This window comes from Catenuloplanes japonicus (assembly GCF_000717135.1).
GTDB classification, from domain to species: Bacteria; Actinomycetota; Actinomycetes; order Mycobacteriales; family Micromonosporaceae; genus Catenuloplanes; species Catenuloplanes japonicus.
Genome location: NZ_JNXY01000010.1, coordinates 37,185 through 57,497 on the forward strand (window position 1 = coordinate 37,185; position 20,313 = coordinate 57,497).

18 protein-coding genes are annotated in these 20,313 nt (G+C 71.3%); 12 read left to right on the top strand and 6 right to left on the bottom strand.

Going from position 1 to position 20,313, the window contains the following annotated elements; all coding sequences use genetic code 11:
• Nucleotides 1-35: 35 nt before the first annotated feature.
• Complete coding sequence (locus OP04_RS17390; RefSeq protein WP_051798169.1) at nt 36-1,655, bottom strand: acyl-CoA carboxylase subunit beta; 1,620 nt, start codon at nt 1,653-1,655, stop codon at nt 36-38.
• A gap of 66 nt (nt 1,656-1,721) precedes the next feature.
• On the opposite strand from OP04_RS17390, the gene OP04_RS17395 reads away from it, so the two are divergent.
• The 3 genes from OP04_RS17395 (at nt 1,722) to OP04_RS17405 (ending at nt 6,706) form a co-directional block, all read left to right on the top strand.
• Entirely contained in the window at nt 1,722-4,934 is a 3,213-nt protein-coding gene (locus OP04_RS17395; RefSeq protein ID WP_033340767.1) for a hypothetical protein, read from the top strand.
• Between the two features lie 247 nt (nt 4,935-5,181).
• Nucleotides 5,182-6,063: a biotin--[acetyl-CoA-carboxylase] ligase gene (locus tag OP04_RS17400; protein ID WP_033340768.1), complete on the top strand. Its 882-nt coding sequence runs from the start codon at nt 5,182-5,184 to the stop codon at nt 6,061-6,063.
• A 103-nt stretch (nt 6,064-6,166) separates the two neighbouring features.
• Nucleotides 6,167-6,706: a PH domain-containing protein gene (locus OP04_RS17405; RefSeq protein ID WP_033340769.1), complete on the top strand. Its 540-nt coding sequence runs from the start codon at nt 6,167-6,169 to the stop codon at nt 6,704-6,706.
• Nucleotides 6,707-6,761: 55 nt separating this feature from the next.
• On the opposite strand, the gene OP04_RS17410 is transcribed toward OP04_RS17405, so the two are convergent.
• From OP04_RS17410 to OP04_RS17420, 3 genes are all read right to left on the bottom strand, one after another.
• Nucleotides 6,762-7,415, bottom strand: a complete 654-nt coding sequence (locus tag OP04_RS17410; RefSeq protein WP_051798171.1) for a GtrA family protein — start codon at nt 7,413-7,415, stop codon at nt 6,762-6,764.
• Between the two features lie 70 nt (nt 7,416-7,485).
• Nucleotides 7,486-8,067 carry a GtrA family protein gene (locus OP04_RS17415; RefSeq protein WP_408606762.1) on the bottom strand — a complete coding sequence of 194 codons (582 nt, stop codon included), beginning with the start codon at nt 8,065-8,067 and terminating at the stop codon, nt 7,486-7,488.
• Nucleotides 7,980-8,708 (bottom strand): sigma-70 family RNA polymerase sigma factor, encoded by a 729-nt coding sequence (locus OP04_RS17420; RefSeq protein WP_232323626.1) that lies wholly within the window; start codon nt 8,706-8,708, stop codon nt 7,980-7,982. The genes OP04_RS17415 and OP04_RS17420 overlap by 88 nt, the downstream gene beginning before the upstream one ends.
• A gap of 107 nt (nt 8,709-8,815) precedes the next feature.
• On the opposite strand from OP04_RS17420, the gene OP04_RS53395 reads away from it, so the two are divergent.
• The 3 genes from OP04_RS53395 (at nt 8,816) to OP04_RS17430 (ending at nt 11,959) form a co-directional block, all read left to right on the top strand.
• A complete protein-coding gene (locus tag OP04_RS53395) occupies nt 8,816-8,971 on the top strand; it encodes a hypothetical protein (protein ID WP_157239945.1) in 156 nt (51 codons plus the stop codon).
• A 109-nt stretch (nt 8,972-9,080) separates the two neighbouring features.
• Nucleotides 9,081-10,877 (top strand): phosphoenolpyruvate carboxykinase (GTP), encoded by a 1,797-nt coding sequence (locus OP04_RS17425; protein ID WP_033340770.1) that lies wholly within the window; start codon nt 9,081-9,083, stop codon nt 10,875-10,877.
• Between the two features lie 311 nt (nt 10,878-11,188).
• On the top strand, nt 11,189-11,959 hold the full coding sequence (locus OP04_RS17430; RefSeq protein ID WP_033340771.1) for an isoprenyl transferase: 771 nt from the start codon (nt 11,189-11,191) through the stop codon (nt 11,957-11,959).
• Nucleotides 11,960-12,143: 184 nt separating this feature from the next.
• Here OP04_RS17430 and otsB read toward each other — a convergent pair whose 3' ends face one another.
• Complete coding sequence (otsB, locus tag OP04_RS17435) at nt 12,144-12,953, bottom strand: trehalose-phosphatase (RefSeq protein ID WP_033340772.1); 810 nt, start codon at nt 12,951-12,953, stop codon at nt 12,144-12,146.
• Between the two features lie 468 nt (nt 12,954-13,421).
• On the opposite strand from otsB, the gene OP04_RS17440 reads away from it, so the two are divergent.
• From OP04_RS17440 to OP04_RS17455, 4 genes are all read left to right on the top strand, one after another.
• On the top strand, nt 13,422-14,714 hold the full coding sequence (locus OP04_RS17440) for a PhoH family protein (RefSeq protein WP_232323627.1): 1,293 nt from the start codon (nt 13,422-13,424) through the stop codon (nt 14,712-14,714).
• A 321-nt stretch (nt 14,715-15,035) separates the two neighbouring features.
• Nucleotides 15,036-15,761 (top strand): aggregation-promoting factor C-terminal-like domain-containing protein, encoded by a 726-nt coding sequence (locus tag OP04_RS17445; RefSeq protein WP_033340773.1) that lies wholly within the window; start codon nt 15,036-15,038, stop codon nt 15,759-15,761.
• A gap of 150 nt (nt 15,762-15,911) precedes the next feature.
• Entirely contained in the window at nt 15,912-16,727 is an 816-nt protein-coding gene (locus OP04_RS17450; RefSeq protein WP_063746627.1) for a serine protease, read from the top strand.
• A gap of 116 nt (nt 16,728-16,843) precedes the next feature.
• A complete protein-coding gene (locus tag OP04_RS17455) occupies nt 16,844-17,476 on the top strand; it encodes a rhomboid family intramembrane serine protease (protein WP_033340774.1) in 633 nt (210 codons plus the stop codon).
• 185 nt (nt 17,477-17,661) lie between these two features.
• On the opposite strand, the gene OP04_RS17460 is transcribed toward OP04_RS17455, so the two are convergent.
• Entirely contained in the window at nt 17,662-18,354 is a 693-nt protein-coding gene (locus OP04_RS17460) for a TetR/AcrR family transcriptional regulator (protein ID WP_033340775.1), read from the bottom strand.
• A gap of 101 nt (nt 18,355-18,455) precedes the next feature.
• Here OP04_RS17460 and trpB point away from each other — a divergent pair, with 101 nt between their 5' ends.
• On the top strand, nt 18,456-19,580 hold the full coding sequence (gene trpB / locus OP04_RS17465; RefSeq protein ID WP_033340866.1) for a tryptophan synthase subunit beta: 1,125 nt from the start codon (nt 18,456-18,458) through the stop codon (nt 19,578-19,580).
• A complete protein-coding gene (gene trpA / locus OP04_RS17470) occupies nt 19,577-20,311 on the top strand; it encodes a tryptophan synthase subunit alpha (protein WP_033340776.1) in 735 nt (244 codons plus the stop codon). Before trpB ends, trpA begins: the two co-directional genes overlap by 4 nt.
• The last annotated feature ends 2 nt before the right edge of the window (nt 20,312-20,313 follow it).

Below are 20,313 nucleotides of genomic sequence, written 5' to 3' on the forward strand. Positions count from 1 at the left end.
TTCGGGCCCGGCCGGTGCCGGACCCGAAGGATCTTCTACAGCGGGATGTTGCCGTGCTTCTTCGGCGGCAGCGTCTCCCGTTTCGTGCGGAGCGCGCGCAGCCCGCGGATCAGGTGCGCGCGCGTCTCCGACGGCCGGATCACCGCGTCCACGTAGCCGCGCTCGGCCGCCACGTACGGGTTCGCCAGCGTGTCCTCGTAGTCGGCGACCAGCTCCGCGCGCAGCGCCGCCGGATCGGCCGCGTCCGCCAGCTCGGCGCGGTAGAGGATGTTCACCGCGCCCTGCGCGCCCATCACCGCGATCTGCGCGGTCGGCCAGGCCAGGTTCAGGTCCGCGCCCAGGTGCTTCGAGCCCATCACGTCGTACGCCCCGCCGTACGCCTTGCGCGTGATCACGGTCAGCTTCGGCACGGTGGCCTCGGCGTACGCGTACAGCAGCTTCGCGCCGCGCCGGATGATCCCGTCCCACTCCTGGCCGGTGCCGGGCAGGAAACCGGGCACGTCCACCAGCGTCAGCACCGGGATGTTGAACGCGTCGCAGGTGCGCACGAACCGGGCCGCCTTCTCCGACGCCGCGATGTCCAGGCAGCCGGCCAGGTGCGTCGGCTGGTTCGCCACCACGCCGACCGGGCGGCCCTCGACGCGGCCGAAGCCGACCACGATGTTCTGCGCGTAGAGCGGCTGCACCTCCAGGAAGTCGTCGACCAGGCGCTCGATGACGCCGCGCATGTCATAGGGCTGGTTCGCCGAGTCCGGGATCAGCGTGTCCAGCTCGGCGTCGTCCGCCAGGTCCGCCTCCGCCTCCAGGACGGGCGGATTGTCCAGGTTGTTGGACGGCAGATAGGAGAGCAGCGCCTTCACGTAGTCGATCGCGTCCTCCTCGTCGGAGGCCAGATAGTGCGCGTTGCCGCTCTTGGTGTTGTGCGCCCGCGCGCCGCCCAGCTCCTCCATGCCGACGTCCTCGCCGGTCACCGTCTTGATCACGTCCGGCCCGGTGATGAACATGTGCGACGTCTGATCGACCATCACGGTGAAGTCGGTGACCGCGGGAGAGTAGACCGCGCCGCCCGCGCACGGGCCCATCACCAGCGAGATCTGCGGGATCACGCCGGACGCCCGGACGTTGCGGAAGAAGATCTCGCCGTACAGGCCGAGGCTGGCCACGCCCTCCTGGATGCGCGCGCCGCCGGAGTCGTTGATGCCGATCACCGGGCAGCCGGTCTTCATCGCCAGATCCATCACCTTGACGATTTTTTCGCCGAAGACCTCGCCCAGCGAGCCGCCGAAGACCGTGAAATCCTGCGCGAACACGCACACCTGCCGGCCGTCGACCGTGCCGTAGCCGGTGACGACACCGTCACCGTACGGCCGGTTGCCCTGCTGGCCGAAGTTCGTCGAGCGGTGCCGGGCGAGCGCGTCCAGCTCCACGAACGAACCCTCGTCCAGCAGCAGTGCGATCCGCTCGCGGGCCGTCTTCTTGCCACGGGCGTGCTGCTTCTCGACCGCGCGCGCCGAGCCCGCGTGCACGGTCTCGTCGAGGCGCCGATCCAGATCGGCCAGCCGGCCCGCGGTGCTGTGCGGATTGACGTCGGTATCGGTCACACCACGGATCGTAGAACTATTGTGGCGGTGTCGTGCCGTGCAGTTCTGCTCCATCGTTCGGGGGCGTACCGCCGACATCGCCCATTTCGTTACAAGTGGCGTGACGATAGGGACCCCGCGGTGACGCACTACGGCGTCGCCCTCATCGCCGGCGGCCTCGCCGCTCTCATCGCGCTCAGCCTGGCCCTCCGCGCCCGTGCCGTCGCCCGCCGTCGCGCCGAGATCGACGAATCCCTCAGCGACGACGAACGCATCGAGCTGGCCCGACGCGCCGCGCACATCCCGGCCCGCGAGCTGCCGCACCTCGCCGCCGCCGAGGCCGCCCGCCGCGCGAACACCCCGCAGCGCCGCCGGGGCGGCGACGTCAACCACCCTCGCGCCGAACAGCGGCGCCGCATCACCGCGCCCACGATGCTCATCCCGGTCGTCTCCGAGCTCACCCAGCTCCTCCCGGCCATCGGCCGTCGCCCGCAGGGCCGGCACACGGCCTCACGGCCGCGCACCACCACCAGAAACCAGCAGCGGTACGACGAGACGTCGCCGCCCGCGACCCCGGAGCCCCCGCTGACGACTCCCTCGCACCCCTCGACCTCGCCCGCCGAGTCCGCCACGGGTCCCGTCGATGCCCGCTGGGGCGCACGCTCCTACCCGGACGCCGACAGCTACGGACCCGGCTCCTACGCGGCGGCCGGTTACGGCGACGAGCCGGCCGGTGCGCCCGCGGCCCGTTCCGCGCAGCCTGATCCGGCCTCGCCCGCGCCGTCCCCGGGCCCGTCCGCACCCCCGGCCCCGGTGTCCGAGGAGCGGCCGGCGCGCAGGCCGCGGCCCACGCCGCGTCCCGCACCCGACGCGGCCACGCTCTCCTACTGGCCGGACGCGGGCCGGTCCGACGACTCCGGCGCCTTCGCGGCGGCCAGGCCGCCCGCACACACCCCGGACCAGGACGGATATCGCGGGTACGACGCGGCGGGCGACTACGCGACGCCGAGCGCGAACCGCGCCGCGGGCGGCCGTCCCGGCTGGCCGGCCGGCACGCCGGAGGCGGTCTACGAGGCCGATCGACCGTCCGTCGACGGGTACGGCGTCGCGCCGCGCGGCTACGAGAACGACGAGAGCCGCTCTGCGGACGACGGCTACGGATACGACGCGGACCGGACCGGCTGGTCCGCCACCCGTGACGGCGCCGACGAGACCCGTGACTCGCGCTACGGGCGGACCGGCGAGTCCTACCGCGACGGCGAGCCGCGGGACCGTGCGCGCGGCGGCTACGAGTCCGGCCGCTACGAGTCCGGCCCGCGGGGCAACGGGACGCGGCGGGACGCGTACGACGGGAACGCGCCCGGCATGCGCGGCAGCGCACCCGACCGGCGCGGCGATGCGACAGGCGGGTACCGCGCGGCCTCGGGTGACAGCTACAGCGCCGGCGCTTACGGGGACGGTGCTCGCGGCGAGAGCGCCTACGGCGACGGTGCTCGCGGCGATGCCGGCGGTGCCCGTGGCGACGGCGGCCCGCGTGGCGATGCGGGATTCCGGGGCGAGGCCGGTTCGCGTGGTGTTGAGGCGTCGCGTGACAACGGCGGGACCGGCGATGCCGGCCCGCGGGGCGACCGCAACGACGGCCGCGGCGACGGCGATGCCAGTGGCGGCCGGTGGGGCACCTACGGCGAGTTCGCGGACGCGGCCACCGCGGTGCGGGGCCCCTCGCTCCCGGGCGCCTGGGACTCGCCGGAGACCCGGACAGACGGCGGACGCCGCGCGGCGGGCGGTTTCGACCCCGCCTACGACCGCAACGACTTCGCGGACGCGAGCCGCCTGAACGGCTCCGCCTACGTCCACGCCGGCTACGAGACCGGCCCGGCGCACGATCCGCGTGGCAGCGGCGGCGAGCAGGGCTTCCGCGCGGCCACGACGTTCGCGCCGGACTCGCGTCCGTCGGCGACCACGTTCGCGCCGGAGTTCCACAGGTCCAGCGCGTTCGCGCCGGAGTCGCCGTTGTCCGGCGCGGCCGCGTTCGCATCGGACACCAGTCCGATGAGCGCCGCCGCGGTCATGGACCCCGTGCCGAGCGGCGATCCGGCCGCCGGTCGTAGCCTGACCTCGCACGACGATCGCTATGGGAGCGTGGCGGAGCCCCGCTTCGCCACGGCCGGTGACCCGGAGCCGGGTCGCGTCCTCCCCGCGGACCAGGCCTGGACCGCGGCCCGCGACCTGCCGAGCCCGGGTATCACCTCGCCGGATCCGGCCGCGGCCCGGAACATCGCGGCGCGTCAGGACTATGCCGCGAACCGGTCCTACCCGGCAGACCGCACCTATCCCGCGGATCAGAGCGGGGCTGCGGACCGCGACGCGATGAACGCCGACCCCACCGAGGACCGCCGGTTCTCGCCGGTCCGGGAGCCGGTCCGGGAGCCGCTGTCGTTCCGGGACGCGCCGGGGAGCCGGCACCTGACGGTGAGCCAGGACCGGGCCACGCCGCCCGCGGACTACGCCTACGGCCGCGAGGATGCGGCGGCGCGCCGGACCCCGGCGGCCGGTCGCGACCTCGCGCCCGGCCGGGACCGGTCGGACGACCGGGACCTGTCCATGCGGCCGGAGCGCCGCGACAGCGCCGGGAACGTCACCGCCCGGAACGGCGGCACGGAGTGGAACGGTCCGGCCGCATGGAACGGTCCCGACGGCTGGGGCGGTTCCACGGCCTGGACCGGCGCGGCTGGCCAGAACCGCACGGCTGGCCAGAACCGCACGACGGGTCAGAGCGGCACAGGTGGCCAGAACGGCGCGGCACCCGCCGGTCGTGGCCAGGTTCCGGGGCAGGCCGGAGCCCGCGACGGCGAGACCTTCGACGCGCGGACCCCTCCGCAGCGTGCCGAGCAGCCGAGGCGCGCCGAGCAGGCGTTCCGTGCCGACCAGACCGGCGCGCTGCGCGGGGAGCAGACCGCCGCGTTGCGCGCCGAGCAGACCGGTGGGTTGCGCCCGGAGCAGACCGCCTTCGCGTCCGCGGACGGGGAGCAGCAGCCCGGGATGCGTGGGCAGCAGTCCGCGGCCCGCCGCGCCGGGCAGCTCGCGACCGCCGGCGCGGAGGTACAGCCCAGCCGTGCCGGCCGTAAGGGCTTCGCGAACCTCGGCGACCTCGCCGAACTGGCGAAGATCGCCGCCCTGGCCGAGCGTTCCGGCTCCCGGGACCTGCGCCCGCTCGACATGCAGGTCCGCCCCGCGGTCTCACTGAGCCTGCCCCGCCCGGCCGCTGCCGCCGTCGCCGCGGCCCGGCAGGACCCGCCTCCGCGGCCGACCCCGCGCTCGACCATCTACTCCAGTCGTCACGCGGCCGGCTGAGCGCACCACCTCCGGACACGCGGTCTGGCTCCGGGTCCGAGCCCCAGGGCCAGGCCGCGTTCTTTCTTTCGGCCAGGAACCGGCCTGACCAGGTCTGACCGTCCCGACTGGTCCGACCGCCCCGACTGGTCCGACCGGCGCGACCGGCCCGACGGATCCGACCGTCCCGACGGGCCCGACTGGCCTGGCCCGCCCGACCGGCCCGACGGCGCGGGGAACCGGGAAGCACACGTCGTAGGGTGGGCGGATGGCGTTGACTGGGCCCGGGGGCCCGTATTCGGATCTCGGCAGGCCTCCGCTGAACGAGCGGGTCCTGCGCCGCGCCCTGCTCGTCCCCGGCGGCCTGTGGCGACGGCTGGAGATCAGGGCCGAGACCGGCTCCACGAATGCGGACGTCGCCGCCGCGGCCCGCGACGGCGAGCCGGAGGGCCTGGTCATCGTGGCCGAGCGGCAGGTCGCCGGCCGCGGACGACTCGGCCGCACCTGGGAGTCGCCGGCCCGTGCCGGGCTGTCGCTGAGCGTGCTGCTGCGCCCGGCCGCGCCGGACGAGGCGCGCGGCTGGGCCGCGGTGCCGCCGGCCGCCTACGGCTGGCTGCCGCTGCTGACCGGCGTCGCGCTCCACGAGAGCGTCCGCCGGGTGACCGGCCTGGAGACCTCGCTGAAGTGGCCGAACGATCTGCTCGTGCCCATGGCGAACGGTGACGAGGGCAAGACCGCCGGAATCCTGGCCGAGGGTGTGTCCGGCGCGGTCGTGATGGGCGCCGGGCTGAACGTGAGCCTGCGCGAGGACGAGCTGCCGGACCGCCCGACCGGCCCGCCGGCCACGTCGCTGCTGCTGGCCGGCGCGGAGGACGCGGACCGGGAGCCGTTGCTGAAGGCGTTCCTGCGGAGCCTGGCCGACTGGTACGCCCGCTGGCGCGACACCACCGGCGACCCGGAGGCGAGCGGGCTGCGGGCCGCCTACCGGGAGGCCTGCGGCACGATCGGCCGCCGGGTGCGGGTGCTGCTGCCGGACGGCGCCGAGGTGTCCGGTTTCGTGACCGGTGTGGACGATGATGCGCGGCTGCTGCTCAGAACGCCGGACGGCGACCGCCCGCTGGCCGCGGGAGACGTCGTCCACCTGCGCTGACATCCGTACCCTCGGAGGTTGTCGAAAAGAATGATGACCCTGCGTCGGCAAGCTGGCACGGACGCGCTAGCGTGCTGCGCAAAAAGCTTCCGAGGAGATACACGTGGCCTTTCCGGAAGATGTGCTCACCAGTGACGAGCACGTCGTTCTTCACCTGCACCCCCATTGGAAGGCGCTGATCGGGCCGGTGTTCGTCACCGTGCTCGCGGTCGCGGCCGTCGGGGCGAGTTTCCTGCTGCCGGACGGCTGGCTGATCGGTCAGCTGGCGATCGTGGTGGTGGCGATCGCGCTGGCCGGGTGGCTGGCGCTGTGGCCGTTCCTGGTCTGGCGGACCACGAACTACGTCTTCACGAACGAGCGCGTGCTGCTGCAGAAGGGCGTGCTGAACCGTGACCGGCGGGACATCCCGCTGTCCCGGGTGAACGACCACTCGATGACGCAGCACTTCTTCGAGCGTCTGCTCGGCTCCGGCACGCTGACGATCGAGTCGGCGGGCGAGCGTGGCCAGTCGGTGCTGGTCGACATCCCGCAGATCGAGAAGGTCCAGACCTCGCTGTACGAGCTGGTCGAGGCGGACCGGGACAAGCACAGCCTGGGCGAGGACGAGCTCCGCGAGGCGCTCAAGGACAAGCCGGCTGTCTGAGACGGGCGGGACCGGAGGAGCGATTCTCCTCCGGTCATCCCGGCACGTGTTCTGATCAGTGGGTCGGGTTGGGCACAGCGGTCGAGCTATCCGCGGTCCGCTGCTGAGGGGCGACCGCGGTCACGCCATTTGGGCTTTTCCCGGCCTGCTCGCCGGTCTCGTCCACCACGGGGTGCTCGTGCGTGGTGTGCTCGGCCAGCTCCGCGGTGAGGTCCAGGTTCGCCATCGTGTGCGGGTCGACGTTGTCGATGTGCAGGTGGTCGACCTTGCCGGGCTGGACCTTCCGGAACACGAACGTCCGGTACGACCAGAAGCGGAAGATGGTGCCGAGCACCTGCCCGCCGAACTTGGCGATGTTGAGCGCCAGCAGCGTGTGCAGGCCGAGGCCGTACTTGAAGCCGGCCAGCACGCCCAGCTCGATGCCGAGCCCGATGCCGTTGAAGAAGAAGAAGAGCACGTACTCGCGGCGCATGCTCGACTTGGGCCGGTCACGGTAGGTCCAGTGCCGGTTCATCAGGTAGGACGTCGTGGTCGCGATGACCGTCGCGATGACGTTCGCCTTCAGCTCTCCGCCGCGCATCACGGTGAGAATGAGAGCGTTGAAGACAGCAAAGTTGATCGCGAAGTTGACGCCGCCGACGATGCCGAACTTGGCCGCCTCGCGGATCAGCTTCTGCCACCGTTCCGGCAGCAGACGGAGAAGACGCATTCGGCCACCTTACGACAGGTTGTCGGACATGAGCGGGGGACCGGGCGGTAGCAAATTGATTGCGGTGCCGTCAGTCACTTTCCGTACTTTCCGCAGGTACGGGCCGTGGTGTTACGGCCGGGAAAACGAACGTCCGGTATGACCAGAACCGCACCAGTGTCCCGAGCGCCGTGCCCAGGAACTGGGCGGAAAGGTAGTCGGCGGCCTCGGTACGGAACACCGGCCACACCGACCCCAGCCCGTAGTGGGTCGTGGCGAGTGTGCCGAGCGCCACACCAATTCCGACCAGATTGAAGAAGAAGTAGAGGCCGTACTCGCGGGCGAGCCCGGACCGCTCCCGGTGCCGCCAGGTCCAGAAGCGGTTGCCGAAGAACGCGAGTGTCGCCGCCACGCACGCGGCGATCGCCTTGGCCGTGAGCGTCTCCATCCCGAGCCCCTGGAGGCAGAAGGCGTAGATGGCGAAGTCGACGACGAAGGCCGCACCGCCCACGACACCGAACCTGCCGATCTCGGCGACGAGGTGGCCGAACCGGTCCCAGAGCGCGCGCATGGTGGACAGCGTAGCTAGGCCCGTGCGTGCCGCATCCGCACGCGGCATCGACCGCCGTTGACCTCGCTCAGCTCGCCGACCCGCAGCGCGCACTGCCGGCATCGGGCGAGGTGGTGCCCGACCTTGGTCCGCTCGCGGGCGGAGAGCCGGGCGCGCAGGTAGCCGCCGAGCCGGTCGCTGGTCCATCGGCAGTCCGCGGACGTGGCGCCGGCCAGGTGCTCGCGCAGGTAGCCCTGGCGCAGTCCCTCGCGGGCCCGGTGGGCGAGGACCGCGGCCGCGTTCGGGGTGAGGCCGAGCAGCGGCGCGACCTGGCTGGGCGTGTTGCCCTCCACCTCGGTACGCCACAGCACCTCGCGCCAGCGGGCCGGGAGCTTGCGGAACGCGCGCGCGGCGTAGGACTGCTCCAGTGCGGCGAGCGTGGGGTCGGGGAAGGGCTCGCTGACGTCGTATCGCGTGAGGTCGTCCGTGAACTGCAGTCGCCGGTCGCGGCGGTGCCGGTGGTAGCAGACGTGCCGGAGCGTGGTGCTGAGGTAGGCGCGGAACGCGAGCTGCGGCCCCTGACCGGCGCGGAGCTTGGCCAGCACCTTGGCGAACGTCTCGGCCACCAGGTCCTCGACGTCCGCGGGGTCGCGGACCAGCGTGCGGGCCAGCCCGCGCGCCGCGTCGGAGTGCCGTTCCCAGAGTGTGCCGTAGGCGTCCGGATCGCCGGCGCGGACCGCGTCCAGCAGGGCCGCGTCCTCCACGGCTGAGTCGATGTCTAGCGGGGGCTCCGCCGCCGCGGGTGAGACAGACGAGTGATCAGTGCCCATTGCTTGCCTCCTGAAGACGGGGTTGGGGAGGTACGCCTGGGATGTCGGATGACACCGAGCTTATGGCAAAAAGTCCGGATTGTGCAGACCCGGAACTCTCCCCGGAACTTCCTGCGCATTACTGCGCGCCGGGCCGTAAAAACAACCGCGAACGTGCAGCTGCGCCGCCGTTTGTGTACTTCTTCACCGTGAAGTGAAGCCGTATTCGCCTTATGGTGTGGAGAACTCCCGTGACCGGCCTCCGGCGTTTCCTACGCCCGGATCGTCCTCACGTGAACGGTCAGCGTCGACCTAAGGAGATTCGTGATGTCAGCCCCCACCGTCACCAGACACCCCGCACTGCTTGCCTGGGTGGAGCAGGTCGCCGAGCTCACCACGCCGGATCGCGTGGTGTGGTGCGACGGATCGGACGAGGAATACCGGCAGCTCACCGACGAGCTCGTCGCCACCGGCACCCTGGTCAGGCTCGATGCCGAGCGCCGGCCCGGCTCGTTCTGGGCGCGGACCGACCCGTCGGACGTCGCCCGGGTCGAGGAGCGCACGTTCATCTGCTCCGCCGACGAGGCCGACGCCGGTCCCACCAACAACTGGATGGCGCCGGACGAGATGAAGCGCGCCATGACGGAGCTGTACCGCGGCTGTATGCGTGGTCGTGCCATGTACGTGATCCCTTTTTGTATGGGTCCCTTGGACGCTGAGGATCCCAAATTCGGGGTCGAAATCACGGACAGCGCGTACGTCGTGGCCTCCATGCGCATCATGACGCGCATGGGTTCCACGGTGCTGGACGCGATGGGGACGGACGCGGTGTACGTCCAGGCGCTGCACTCGGTCGGCGCGCCGATCGAGCCCGGTGACGCGGACGTGCCGTGGCCGTGCAGCCGGACGAAGTACATCTCGCACTTCCCGGACACGCGGGAGATCTGGTCCTACGGCTCCGGCTACGGCGGCAACTCGCTGCTCGGCAAGAAGTGCTACTCGCTGCGGATCGCCAGCGTGATCGCGCGAGACGAGGGCTGGCTGGCCGAGCACATGCTGATCATCAAGGTGACCTCGCCCGAGGGCCGGGTCTACCACATCGCGGGTGCGTTCCCGTCCGCCTGCGGCAAGACCAACCTGGCCATGCTCGACCCCACGCTGCCCGGCTGGAAGGTCGAGACGATCGGCGACGACATCGCCTGGATGCGGTTCGGTGACGACGGCCGGCTCTACGCGGTCAACCCGGAGTTCGGGCTGTTCGGCGTCGCCCCCGGCACCGACTGGACCACGAACGCGAACGCGATGCGCACGCTGGCCCGCGGCAACGCGATCTTCACGAATGTCGCGCGCACGGACGACGGCGACGTCTGGTGGGAGGGCATGGGTGAGCCGCCCGCGCACCTCACGTCATGGAAGGGCGCCGACTGGACGCCTTCGTCGGAGGGCCTCTCCTCGCACCCGAACAGCCGGTTCTGCGTGCCGATCGGCCAGTGCCCCACGCTGGCCGCGGAGTACGACGACCCGCGCGGCGTCCCGATCGACGCGATCCTGTTCGGCGGCCGCCGCAAGACCACGGTCCCGCTGGTCGCGCAGGCCCGGGACTGGACGCACGGCGTCTACCTCGGCGCCACGCTCTCGTCCGAGACCACCGCGGCCGCGGTCGGCGAGGTCGGCGTGGTGCGCCGCGACCCGATGGCGATGCTGCCGTTCATCGGCTACCACGGCGGCGACTACTTCGCCCACTGGCTGGAGATGGAGAAGGCGGTCGGCAACGCGAAGCTGCCCGCGGTCTTCTACGTCAACTGGTTCCGGCGCGGCGACGACGGCCGGTTCCTCTGGCCCGGCTTCGGCGAGAACACCCGCGTGCTCAAGTGGATCACCGAGCGCCTGGAGGGCCGTGGCGCCGCGGTCGAGACGCCGATCGGCATGGTCCCGCCGCCGTCCGCGATCGACCTGACCGGCCTCGACCTGCCCGAGTCCGACCTGACGGCCGCGCTGGCCGTCGACCCGGCCGAGTGGCGCGAGGAGCTCCCGCTGATCACGGCGTGGTTCGAGCGCTTCGGCGCGAAACTGCCCGCCGTGCTCTGGGCCGAGCTGGACGCGCTCAAGGCCAGACTGGGCTGATCGCTGAGCGCTTCGTCCGTCGAGGCGCCCTGTCTGCGGTCTCCCGTTATTCGCCACGGTCCGGACCACGTCGTGAGGCGCGGGCGACCAGAGAAGGTGGCGCTCTGCCGAACAGTGCTTTTCTGTTCGGCAGAGCGGTGCCTTCGCCGGGAGTGGCGCCGAGCCCGGAGGAGCGAAGCGACGACCAGAAGGACAGTGGCCGTATTGTGACGTTTTAAGGGGCCTACAAATACGGACGAAAGCCGCGTCTCGCTTGTCTGATGCCCGACCGGCCCTGGCGCTGCTTGCCATGGTGGCTAGTCTGCGTAGTGATGAATCTGCGGGACCTCGTCTACGGGCTCTACGAGCGGCGGCTGACCGGCAAACTGGTCGGCAAGCCGGTGCCTCGTCACGTGGGCGTCATGTGCGACGGCAACCGCCGGTGGGCCAGGGAAATGGGCTTCATCGACCCCAACGACGGCCACCGCGTCGGGGCCGAGCGCATCAAGCACCTCCTCGACTGGTGTGACCAGGCCGGCATCGAGCACGTCACGCTCTACCTGCTGGCCACGGACAACCTGCGCCGCCCGGCCAAGGAGCTGGACCCGCTGCTGCGGATCATCGAGGTCCTCGGCACGGAGCTGGCCGAGGAGGGCAACCCCTGGCGCCTGCGCATGGTCGGCGCGATGGACGTGCTCCCGGTCGAGACCGCGACCATCCTCAAGGCCGCGGAGGAGAAGACCCGCGAGCGCAGCGGCGGCGTCGAGGTCAACTTCGCGGTCGGCTACGGCGGCCGGCGCGAGATCGCGGACGCGGTCCGGTCGCTGCTCTCCGAGCACGCGCGGGCAGGCGGCACGATCGAGGAGCTGGTCGAGGTGCTCGACGTCGACCACATCGCGGAGCACCTCTACACCCGCGGCCAGCCGGACCCCGACCTGATCATCCGGACCAGCGGTGAGCAGCGCCTCTCCGGCTTCCTGCTCTGGCAGTCCGCGCAGTCCGAGTTCTACTTCTGCGACGCGAACTGGCCGGATTTCCGCCGGACCGACTTCCTGCGCGCGCTGCGGGCCTACGGCGACCGCCAACGCCGTTTCGGCGCCTGACAAAAGCCTTGAAACTGGCTCAGCGCCGAAGATCAATGCCCATTTTCCCGCTTCCGGCGTGGTCCGGCAGCGTTGCTCCCGCGGGCACCGGTCGTCGCTGGCGCTCCTCCCTGCCGGTGCCGTCATGGTCGGCAAAGAGCGAAAACCCCGAGCGGCTGAGCCGCCCGGGGATCCGTGGGAAAGCTCAGGCGCTGGCCTGGAGGATCTTCACCGCGTCCGCCAGGAACGCACCCACCGCCACCGGCGAGTCGATGGTGAAGTCGGCCGCGTCCGAGACCTCCTGACCGGTCTCGTCGGAGCTGGCCACGGCCACGCACACGCCCAGGAAGCCGGGCTCGACCGCGGTCCGCGCGCGCAGCGCGTCGAACGCCTTGATGTCGGAGACGTCGTCCCCGAAATACCACGCGCAGCCGACGGAGAGCACGGCCTCGCTGATCACGAAGCCCTTGTCGCGGTCGACCGGCGGCTTGAGCTCGATGACCTTGCGGCCGAGCTGGACCTTCAGCCCGCGGCGCTCGGCCTCGGCGTGCGCCCAGGCCTCGATCTCGGCGGCGTGCTCCGGCGTCTTGCGCCAGTGCAGCGCGACCGAGAGCCGCTTGAACTCGACGAACGTCTTGTCGCCGAGCGCCTCGCCGGCCGCGGCCGCGACCTCCTCCACGACCGGTACCCAGGGCAGCGCGGCCGGCTCGGTGACGGTCTCGCCCTTGCCGTGGCTGCGCTCCAGGCCGTACAGCCCGAAGAGGTCCACCTCGGAGAGCGTGCCGAAGCGGTCGCGCAGGAAGTCGACCGGGCGGGCCGAGACGATGGCGACGCGGCGGACCAGGCGGGAGAGCGCGTCCAGCGCGTCCAGCACCTCCGGGACCGGCTGCGAGGCGCCCGGATCGTCCGTGATCGGCGACAGCACGCCGTCGAAGTCGAAGAAGAGGGCGCAGTCGGCCGCGCGATCCGCGGTGGCCTGCCAGGCCTCGTGGGGGGTTATCCGGTTCGACGACACGCCGGTCAGCGTACCCGCCCCGGAACGCCCCGACCGAGTGAACGGGGGGCTCATTCACTGCGTCGAAAATCAGTCTTGACAGTACGTGAATGTCTTCACTCATCGCTGGCCAGCACCTACAGGGCGGGAAAACGTAACCTTCGGCATCTGGCCGTAGTCGCATTGTGCAGTTAGCGTCTTACTCACGGCACGGGGTTTTCCCGAGCCGGCCGGTAGGCCCGGACCTGCGACGGAGTGCGCCACGGGGCCCGCATCCGACCCCGTGCCTTAAGGGCCGCCGGAGGAGGCGGATTGCGGGTGGGGTTCGGGTGCACGCCCGTTCGGAGCAGGCCTGTGACGATTCGTCCAACCACTTCTCGGGCCGATCACGACCCGACCGCCCTCCCCGTGTCCGAGTCCGCCGCCGATGCCTCCGAGACTGTCGAGGCAGCGGCGGGCACCACGGACGGGGAGCCTCCTCAAGCCCGAGTGCCTTCCCAGGTCTTCGTCCTGGACACCTCGGTGCTGCTGTCCGATCCCGCGGCGTTCCACCGCTTCGCCGGTCACGAGGTGGTCCTGCCACTCGTCGTGATCACGGAGCTGGAGGGCAAGCGCAGCCACCCCGAGCTGGGCTGGTTCGCGCGGCAGTCCCTGCGCCTCCTGGACGACCTGCGGATCAAGCACGGCCGGCTGGACCAGCCCATCCCCGCCAGTGACGGCGGCGGCACGCTGCGGGTCGAGCTCAACCACTCGGACGACACGATCCTGCCCCAGGGCTTCCGGAACGAGTCGAACGATGCCCGGATCCTCTCCGTCGCGCTCAACCTCGCGGCCGAGGGCCGCACGGTGACGCTGGTCAGCAAGGACATGCCGCTGCGGGTCAAGGCCGCATCGGTGGGTCTGGTGGCGGACGAGTACCGCCACGGCCAGGCGATGGACGCGACGTGGACCGGCATGGCCGAGCTGGAGCTGGCCGAGGAGCAGGTGCAGCAGCTCTATTCGGGCGAGGCGCTGGATCTGGACGAGGCGTCGGGCCATCCGGTGCACACCGGTCTCGTCGTGCACTCGCCGCGCGGCTCCGCGCTGGCGCGGGTGATGCACGACAAGACCGTGCGGCTGGTGCGTGGCGACCGCGAGGCGTTCGGCCTGCGCGGCCGGTCCGCGGAGCAGCGGATCGCGCTGGACCTGCTGCTGGACGAGTCGATCGGCATCGTGTCGATGGGCGGCCGGGCCGGCACCGGCAAGTCCGCGCTGGCGCTCTGCGCCGGCCTGGAGGCCACGATGGAGCGGGGCAGGCACAAGAAGGTGGTGGTCTTCCGCCCGCTGTACGCGGTCGGCGGACAGGAGCTGGGCTACCTGCCCGGCTCCGAGGCGGAGAAGATGTCGCCCTGGGCACAGGCCGTCTTCGACACGCTGGGCGCGGTGGTCCACGAGAACGTCATGGAAGAGGTGATGGCGCGCGGCCTGCTCGAGGTGCTGCCGCTGACCCACATCCGCGGCCGGAGCCTGCACGACGCGTTCGTGATCGTCGACGAGGCGCAGTCCCTGGAGCGGAACGTGCTGCTGACCGTGCTCTCCCGCATCGGTCAGAACTCGCGCGTGGTGCTCACCCACGACGTTGCGCAGCGTGACAATCTGCGTGTCGGGCGTCACGATGGCGTCACCGCGGTGATCGAGGCCCTGAAGGGTCACCCGATCTTCGCGCACGTGACGCTGACCCGTTCCGAGCGGTCACCCATTGCTGAGGTGGTCACCGACCTGCTGGAGGACATCCCACGGTAGGGGTACCTAGATCAACTGAGATATGTCCAGGTCTGAAGGCTTTCAACCTGTGGTACATCTCACAAATCTCCCCGAGGATTTCGCTTAAGCCTTGCGCTGGGTGAGGGTGGTCGACGAGCGTCCGTCGCGACCCTCGCTGCCGGAGATCGTCTTCCGGCCCACCCGGACCACGTCGTTCCGGGTGGCGGCGAGGCTGACTCCCTGGGGTCGGGGGCGCTCGCGGTCTGGATTCGTCACGCTCCGTCGCCGGCCTTCGTTAGGCCGGACGCCGGTCGCCTGATCTCCGGGCCGCGTCCTTGCCCCCGACGAAGGGACCCCTTCGTGAGTCCGCTGTGGAGCCGTTACGGTGTCCGCTCGGCGTCAGTCGCCCTCCTGCTCTCCGGAGTCGCCGGCGGCGTGTACCTGAGCCAAGACCGTGAGATTCAACAGCAAAGCGTCTCCGCACAGGCCGAGTTCGATGCCACGCTCGCGGAAGAGCAGTACATCAAGAGCCGGCATGCCGAGTACACCAAGGCACACGCCCGCGAGGCCGAGTCCGAGCGGGTCGCCGCAGAGAAGGCCACCGAGGCCGCCCAGGCCGCCGCCAAGCGCGCGGCCGCCGCCGAGGAGTCCGCCAGCCGCAAGGCCGAGCGGGCGAAGGCGGAGGCGGAGGCGAAGAAGGCCGCGGAAGAGGCGGCCGCCGAGAAGCCCGCCAACTCGGGCACCGTGGCGTTCGACGGCCCGATCCCGGCGTCGTGCAGCGAGTTCAGCGGCAACCGGGCCACCGGCTGCGCGATCCTGCTGGACTCGGGCTTCGGGATCGACCAGTTCCCGTGCCTGAACAAGCTGTGGACCAAGGAGTCCAACTGGTCGCACACGGCGCTGAACTCCAGCTCCGGTGCGTTCGGCATCCCGCAGGCACTCCCCGGCGGCAAGATGGCCTCCGCGGGCAGCGACTGGGAGACCAACCCCGCCACGCAGATCGAGTGGGGTCTGGGCTACATAAAGGGCCGCTACGGCACGCCCTGTGAGGCCTGGGCGCACTCGCAGAGCGTCGGCTGGTACTAGAAGCACGCCGACAGGGGCGCGCGGGCGGTTCGCCCGCGCGCCCCTTCGCGTTCCCGCACGTCGCGCGCTCGCCCGGATCCCGCAGCGGGCGCTCGTCCGCGTCTCCCGAAATGCGCCATACTCCGCATAAGCGGACTTATGCTGATACTGATGTCGAAAAACCCGGAAAACAGCACGCGACGGTACGGCCGCCGGCTCGTGCCCGTGCTGATCGCGGCCACGGTCCTGCTGATGTCCGCCGGGGCGCCGGCGCGGGCCACGCGCCACGACCCGGAGGTGGTCGGCGGCGACCTGGCGGCGAGCGGCCAGTTCCCGTGGATCGTGCGGATCTCCACCGGTTGTGCCGGGACGCTGGTCGCGCCGCGGGTGGTGCTGACGGCCGCGCACTGCACCGCCAACATCCCGGTCGCCGGCCTGGCCGTGACCTACGGCACCGTGGACCTGGACGACACCAGGTCCGCGCGTGAGACCCGGGTGACCCGCGCGATCGTCGCGCCGGCCTTCACCCAGGTCGTGGACGGCAGCGACTGGGCGCTGCTCCAGCTGGACCGGAAACTCGACCTGCCGGTGCTCCCGGTCAACCAGGCGCCGGGGTACGACACCGGCCGCTTCACCGTCGTCGGCTGGGGCGCCACCGCGGAGAACGAGCCGCAGCAGCGCAAACTCCGGTTCGTGGACGTCCCGCTGGTCCCGGACCACACCTGCGTGTCCGCGTACCGCGCGGAGGGCTACACGTACCGGCCGGACCGGATGCTGTGCGCCGGCTACGTCAGCGGCGACCTCCGGGACGCCTGCTACGGCGACTCGGGCGGGCCGTTGATCCGGCGTGACACCTACGGCGCGTGGCGGCAGATCGGCGTGGTCAGCTGGGGGATCGGGTGCGCGCGGCCCGGCCTGCCCGGCGTCTACACGCAGCTCTCCACGTACGCGCACGACCTGGGCGACGCGCTGGACCGTCTGCGCTGATCGCGGGCGATGAGGGTGCCGATGTGGTGACATGTCCGCCGCGGCTGACCTGCGCGGACTGTGACCTGGGCCGCCCGGGTGGCGGAGTTGGCGGGCGCCTGGTAGCTAGTTGAGGTGTGAGCGACTACGCGGACCAGCAAGCCGCCGGCCGATTCGGCACCGACGCGTTCTACGCCTCGATCGGCCGTGCCTTCGTCGCGATGTGCGCGGTCGTGCCGCTGCTCTTCGTCATCGAGGCGCTCGACGTCTTCCTCAACCTGGGCCTCGACTACTCGCTCGGCATCCTGCCGTACCACGTCGAGGGCCTGGACGGGATCATCTTCGCCCACTTCCTGCACGCGGACTGGGACCACCTCTACGGCAACAGCATCCCGCTGATCCTGCTCGGCACGTTCGTGCTGGCCGCGGGCGGTAAGCGGTTCATCTGGTCGACCGCGTTCATCATGGCGGTCTCCGGCGTCGGCGTGTGGTTCACCGGCAGCCCGAACACGGTGGTGGTCGGCGCGAGCGGCGTGATCTTCGGCTACCTGGGCCTGCTGTTCACCCGCGGCATCGTGGAGCGCAGCTGGTGGAACCTCGGCGTGGTGCTGCTGATCGGCCTGCTCTACGGCTGGTCCCTGCTCGGCATCCTGCCCACCACCAGCTCCATCTCCTGGCAGGGTCACCTCTTCGGCCTGATCGGTGGCGCGGTTGCCGCGATCCTCTTCCGCCGCCGTACCCCGGCCCCGGTCACCTACGACCTCGACTGAGCGCGACCCGCAGCACCTGCCGCAGGCCGTGAACGGCCGGGCAGGTTTTCGGTGACCAGCGGCGGCACCGGCAGGGAGGAGCGCCAGCGACGACCGGTGCCCGCGGGAGCAACGCTGCCGGACCACGCCGGAAGCGGGAACATGAACTGGATCTTGATTTTGATCTCGGCCGCCGGAATCGAGCGCTAGGGCAGGCCGATCAGGTCGGCGACCGTGGCCACCTGGTGGTCGAAGAAGGCCGGGCGGTCGATGACGCTGTTCAGCAGGTGGCCGAAGAGGTCGAAGCTGATCAGGCCGTAGATCTGGACCCAGCCGAGCATGGTGACCGTGACGACGGCCGGGGGCAGGTCCGCGTTCATGAGCGTGGCCAGCGCGGCCATCTCGGCGTCGACCGGCGGCGGGACCTCGCGGAGCGGCATGCGCGGGGTGAGGCGGCCGGCCTCGGACGCGTCGCGGATGACCGCGACCAGCGCGAGCGGCTGACGGCTGGCCGGGACGATCGTGGCCTGCGGCGCGACGTAGCCGGGGACCGGACTGCCGAAGATCAGCGCGTACTCGGCGGGACTGGCCACGGCCCACTCGCGGGCCGCGCGGGCGATCGCGAGCAGGCGGCCCCGGTAGTTGTCGCGGGGCACGGCCGCGTCGGCGGTCTCCACGGCCTCGCCGACCGCGTCGTAGGCGTCGATGATCAGCGCGGTGAGCAGGTCGTCGCGGCTGGAGAAGTAGCGGTAGAGCGCGGACGACACCATGCCCAGGTCGCGGGCGACCGCGCGCAGCGAGAGGTTCGCCCCGTCGGCGGCGAGGTGGCGGCGGGCGACGGACTTGATCTCGCCGATCATCTCGGCGCGCACGCGCCGGCGCAGTGACGGTGCGGTCATGGCCTTACTCTAGTCGCCCCCGAATTGTTCTAGAACTCTCGGCGGCGATATGCGACACTAGCAAAAGAGTTCTAGAACTGTTGGAGGCAACCGTGACCATCATGAGCGAGCCGGCCGGGCTCGGGAGGTTCGGCGAGTACGGCGGGCGGTTCGTCCCGGAGAGCCTGGTGCCGGCGTGCGAGCAGGTCGAGGCCGCGTTCCGTGAGGCCTGGGTGGATGCCGGCTTCCGGGCGGAGCTGCACGAGCTGCTCACGGTCTACGCGGGCCGGCCCACGCCGATCACGCCGGCCCGGCGGCTCTCCGCGGAGCTCGGGCTGACGCTGCTGCTCAAGCGCGAGGATCTGGCGCACACCGGCAGCCACAAGATCAACAATGTGCTCGGTCAGGCGCTGCTCGCCCGGCGGATGGGCAAGCGACGGCTGCTGGCCGAGACCGGCGCCGGCCAGCACGGCGTGGCGGCCGCGACCGCGTCCGCGCTGCTCGGGCTGGAGTGCGTGGTCTACATGGGCGAGCGCGACGTCGCACGCCAGGCGCCCAACGTGCGCCGCATGCGGATGCTCGGCGCCCGGATCGTCCCGGTGGGCACCGGCAGCCGGACGCTGAAGGACGCCACGAACGAGGCGCTGCGCGGCTGGGTGGCGGACACGGCCGAGGCCTACTACTGCATCGGCTCGGTGATGGGCCCGCACCCGTACCCGTGGATGGTCCGGGAGTTCCAGAGCGTCATCGGCACGGAGGCCCGCGCGCAGGTCGAGACCGTGCCGGACCTGGTGGTGGCGTGCGTGGGCGGCGGGTCGAACGCGGCCGGCACGTTCACCGGGTTCGCGGACACGACCGCGCGCCTGGTGGGCGTGGAGGCGGCCGGCGGCGCCGCGATGACGAACGGGACGCCGGGCGTGCTGCACGGCTATCACTCGATGGTGCTGCAGGACGAGAACGGGCAGATCACCGAGGCGGAGTCGATCGCGGCCGGGCTGGACTACCCGGGCATCGGGCCGGAGCACGCGCACCTGGGCGCGATCGGCCGCGTGGGCTACGCGACGGTCGGGGACGCGGAGGTGGTCGAGGCCGTGCACCGGCTGGCCCGGACCGAGGGGATCATCCCGGCGCTGGAGTCCGCGCACGCGCTCGCCTGGATCATCCGCGAGGCCGGTGAGCTGGCCGGGCAGACCGTGCTGATGACGCTGTCCGGCCGCGGCGACAAGGACATGGAGATGTTCGAATGATCTTCACCGACAAGAGCACGAAGAAGCTGGTGCCGTACGTGACCGGCGGCATCGTGGACGGCTGGGCCGACTACGTGTGCGCGTTCGCGGACAACGGCGCGGACGCGATCGAGATCGGGCTGCCGTTCTCCGACCCGATGCTGGACGGCCCGACCATCCAGGAGGCCTCGGACCGCGCGCTGGCGAACGGCACCACGCTCGACGGCATTTTGCGTGATTTATCTAAAATTTCGGTGGAAGTCCCGCTCATCGTGATGACCTACGCGAACCTGGCGGTCCGCGCCGGCTTCTGCGACCGGCTCGCCGAGGCCGGGATCCGCGGCCTGATCGTGCCGGACGCGCCGCTCGACGAGGTCGGCCCGATCCGCGACGCCGCCAACGCGGCCGGGCTGGACCTGATCCCGCTGGCCGCGCCGTCCACCACCGCGGACCGGCGGCGCGAGATCACGGCGAGCGCACAGGGCTTCGTCTACGCGGTCACCGTGCTCGGCACCACCGGCGAGCGGGACGCGCTGGACCCGGCCGCGAACGCGCTGGCCTCGTCGCTGCGCGCGCTGACCGACCTGCCGGTGCTGCTCGGCTTCGGCGTATCCACGCCGGAGCACGCGGCCGCGGCGGTCCGGGACGCGGACGGCGTGGTGGTCGCGTCCGCGCTGATGCGTCGCCTGATGGACGGCGCCGGCCCGGACGCGCTGGGCGCGGTGGTCGGGAACATCCGCAAGGCGATCTAATG

Bases quoted from the DNA above. Each gene is read 5' to 3' on its own strand.
- OP04_RS17460 (WP_033340775.1), bottom strand. From the start codon at position 18,354: ATGACCGCACCGTCACTGCGCCGGCGCGTGCGCGCCGAGATGATCGGC.
- trpA (WP_033340776.1), top strand. From the start codon at position 19,577: ATGATCTTCACCGACAAGAGCACGAAGAAGCTGGTGCCGTACGTGACC.
- OP04_RS53395 (WP_157239945.1), top strand. From the start codon at position 8,816: ATGTCGGATGACACCGAGCTTATGGCAAAAAGTCCGGATTGTGCAGAC.
- OP04_RS17425 (WP_033340770.1), top strand. From the start codon at position 9,081: ATGTCAGCCCCCACCGTCACCAGACACCCCGCACTGCTTGCCTGGGTG.
- OP04_RS17400 (WP_033340768.1), top strand. From the start codon at position 5,182: ATGGCGTTGACTGGGCCCGGGGGCCCGTATTCGGATCTCGGCAGGCCT.
- OP04_RS17410 (WP_051798171.1), bottom strand. From the start codon at position 7,415: ATGCGTCTTCTCCGTCTGCTGCCGGAACGGTGGCAGAAGCTGATCCGC.
- trpB (WP_033340866.1), top strand. From the start codon at position 18,456: ATGAGCGAGCCGGCCGGGCTCGGGAGGTTCGGCGAGTACGGCGGGCGG.
- OP04_RS17415 (WP_408606762.1), bottom strand. From the start codon at position 8,067: ATGCCGGCAGTGCGCGCTGCGGGTCGGCGAGCTGAGCGAGGTCAACGG.
- OP04_RS17390 (WP_051798169.1), bottom strand. From the start codon at position 1,655: ATGGAGCAGAACTGCACGGCACGACACCGCCACAATAGTTCTACGATC.
- OP04_RS17450 (WP_063746627.1), top strand. From the start codon at position 15,912: ATGTCGAAAAACCCGGAAAACAGCACGCGACGGTACGGCCGCCGGCTC.
- OP04_RS17430 (WP_033340771.1), top strand. From the start codon at position 11,189: ATGAATCTGCGGGACCTCGTCTACGGGCTCTACGAGCGGCGGCTGACC.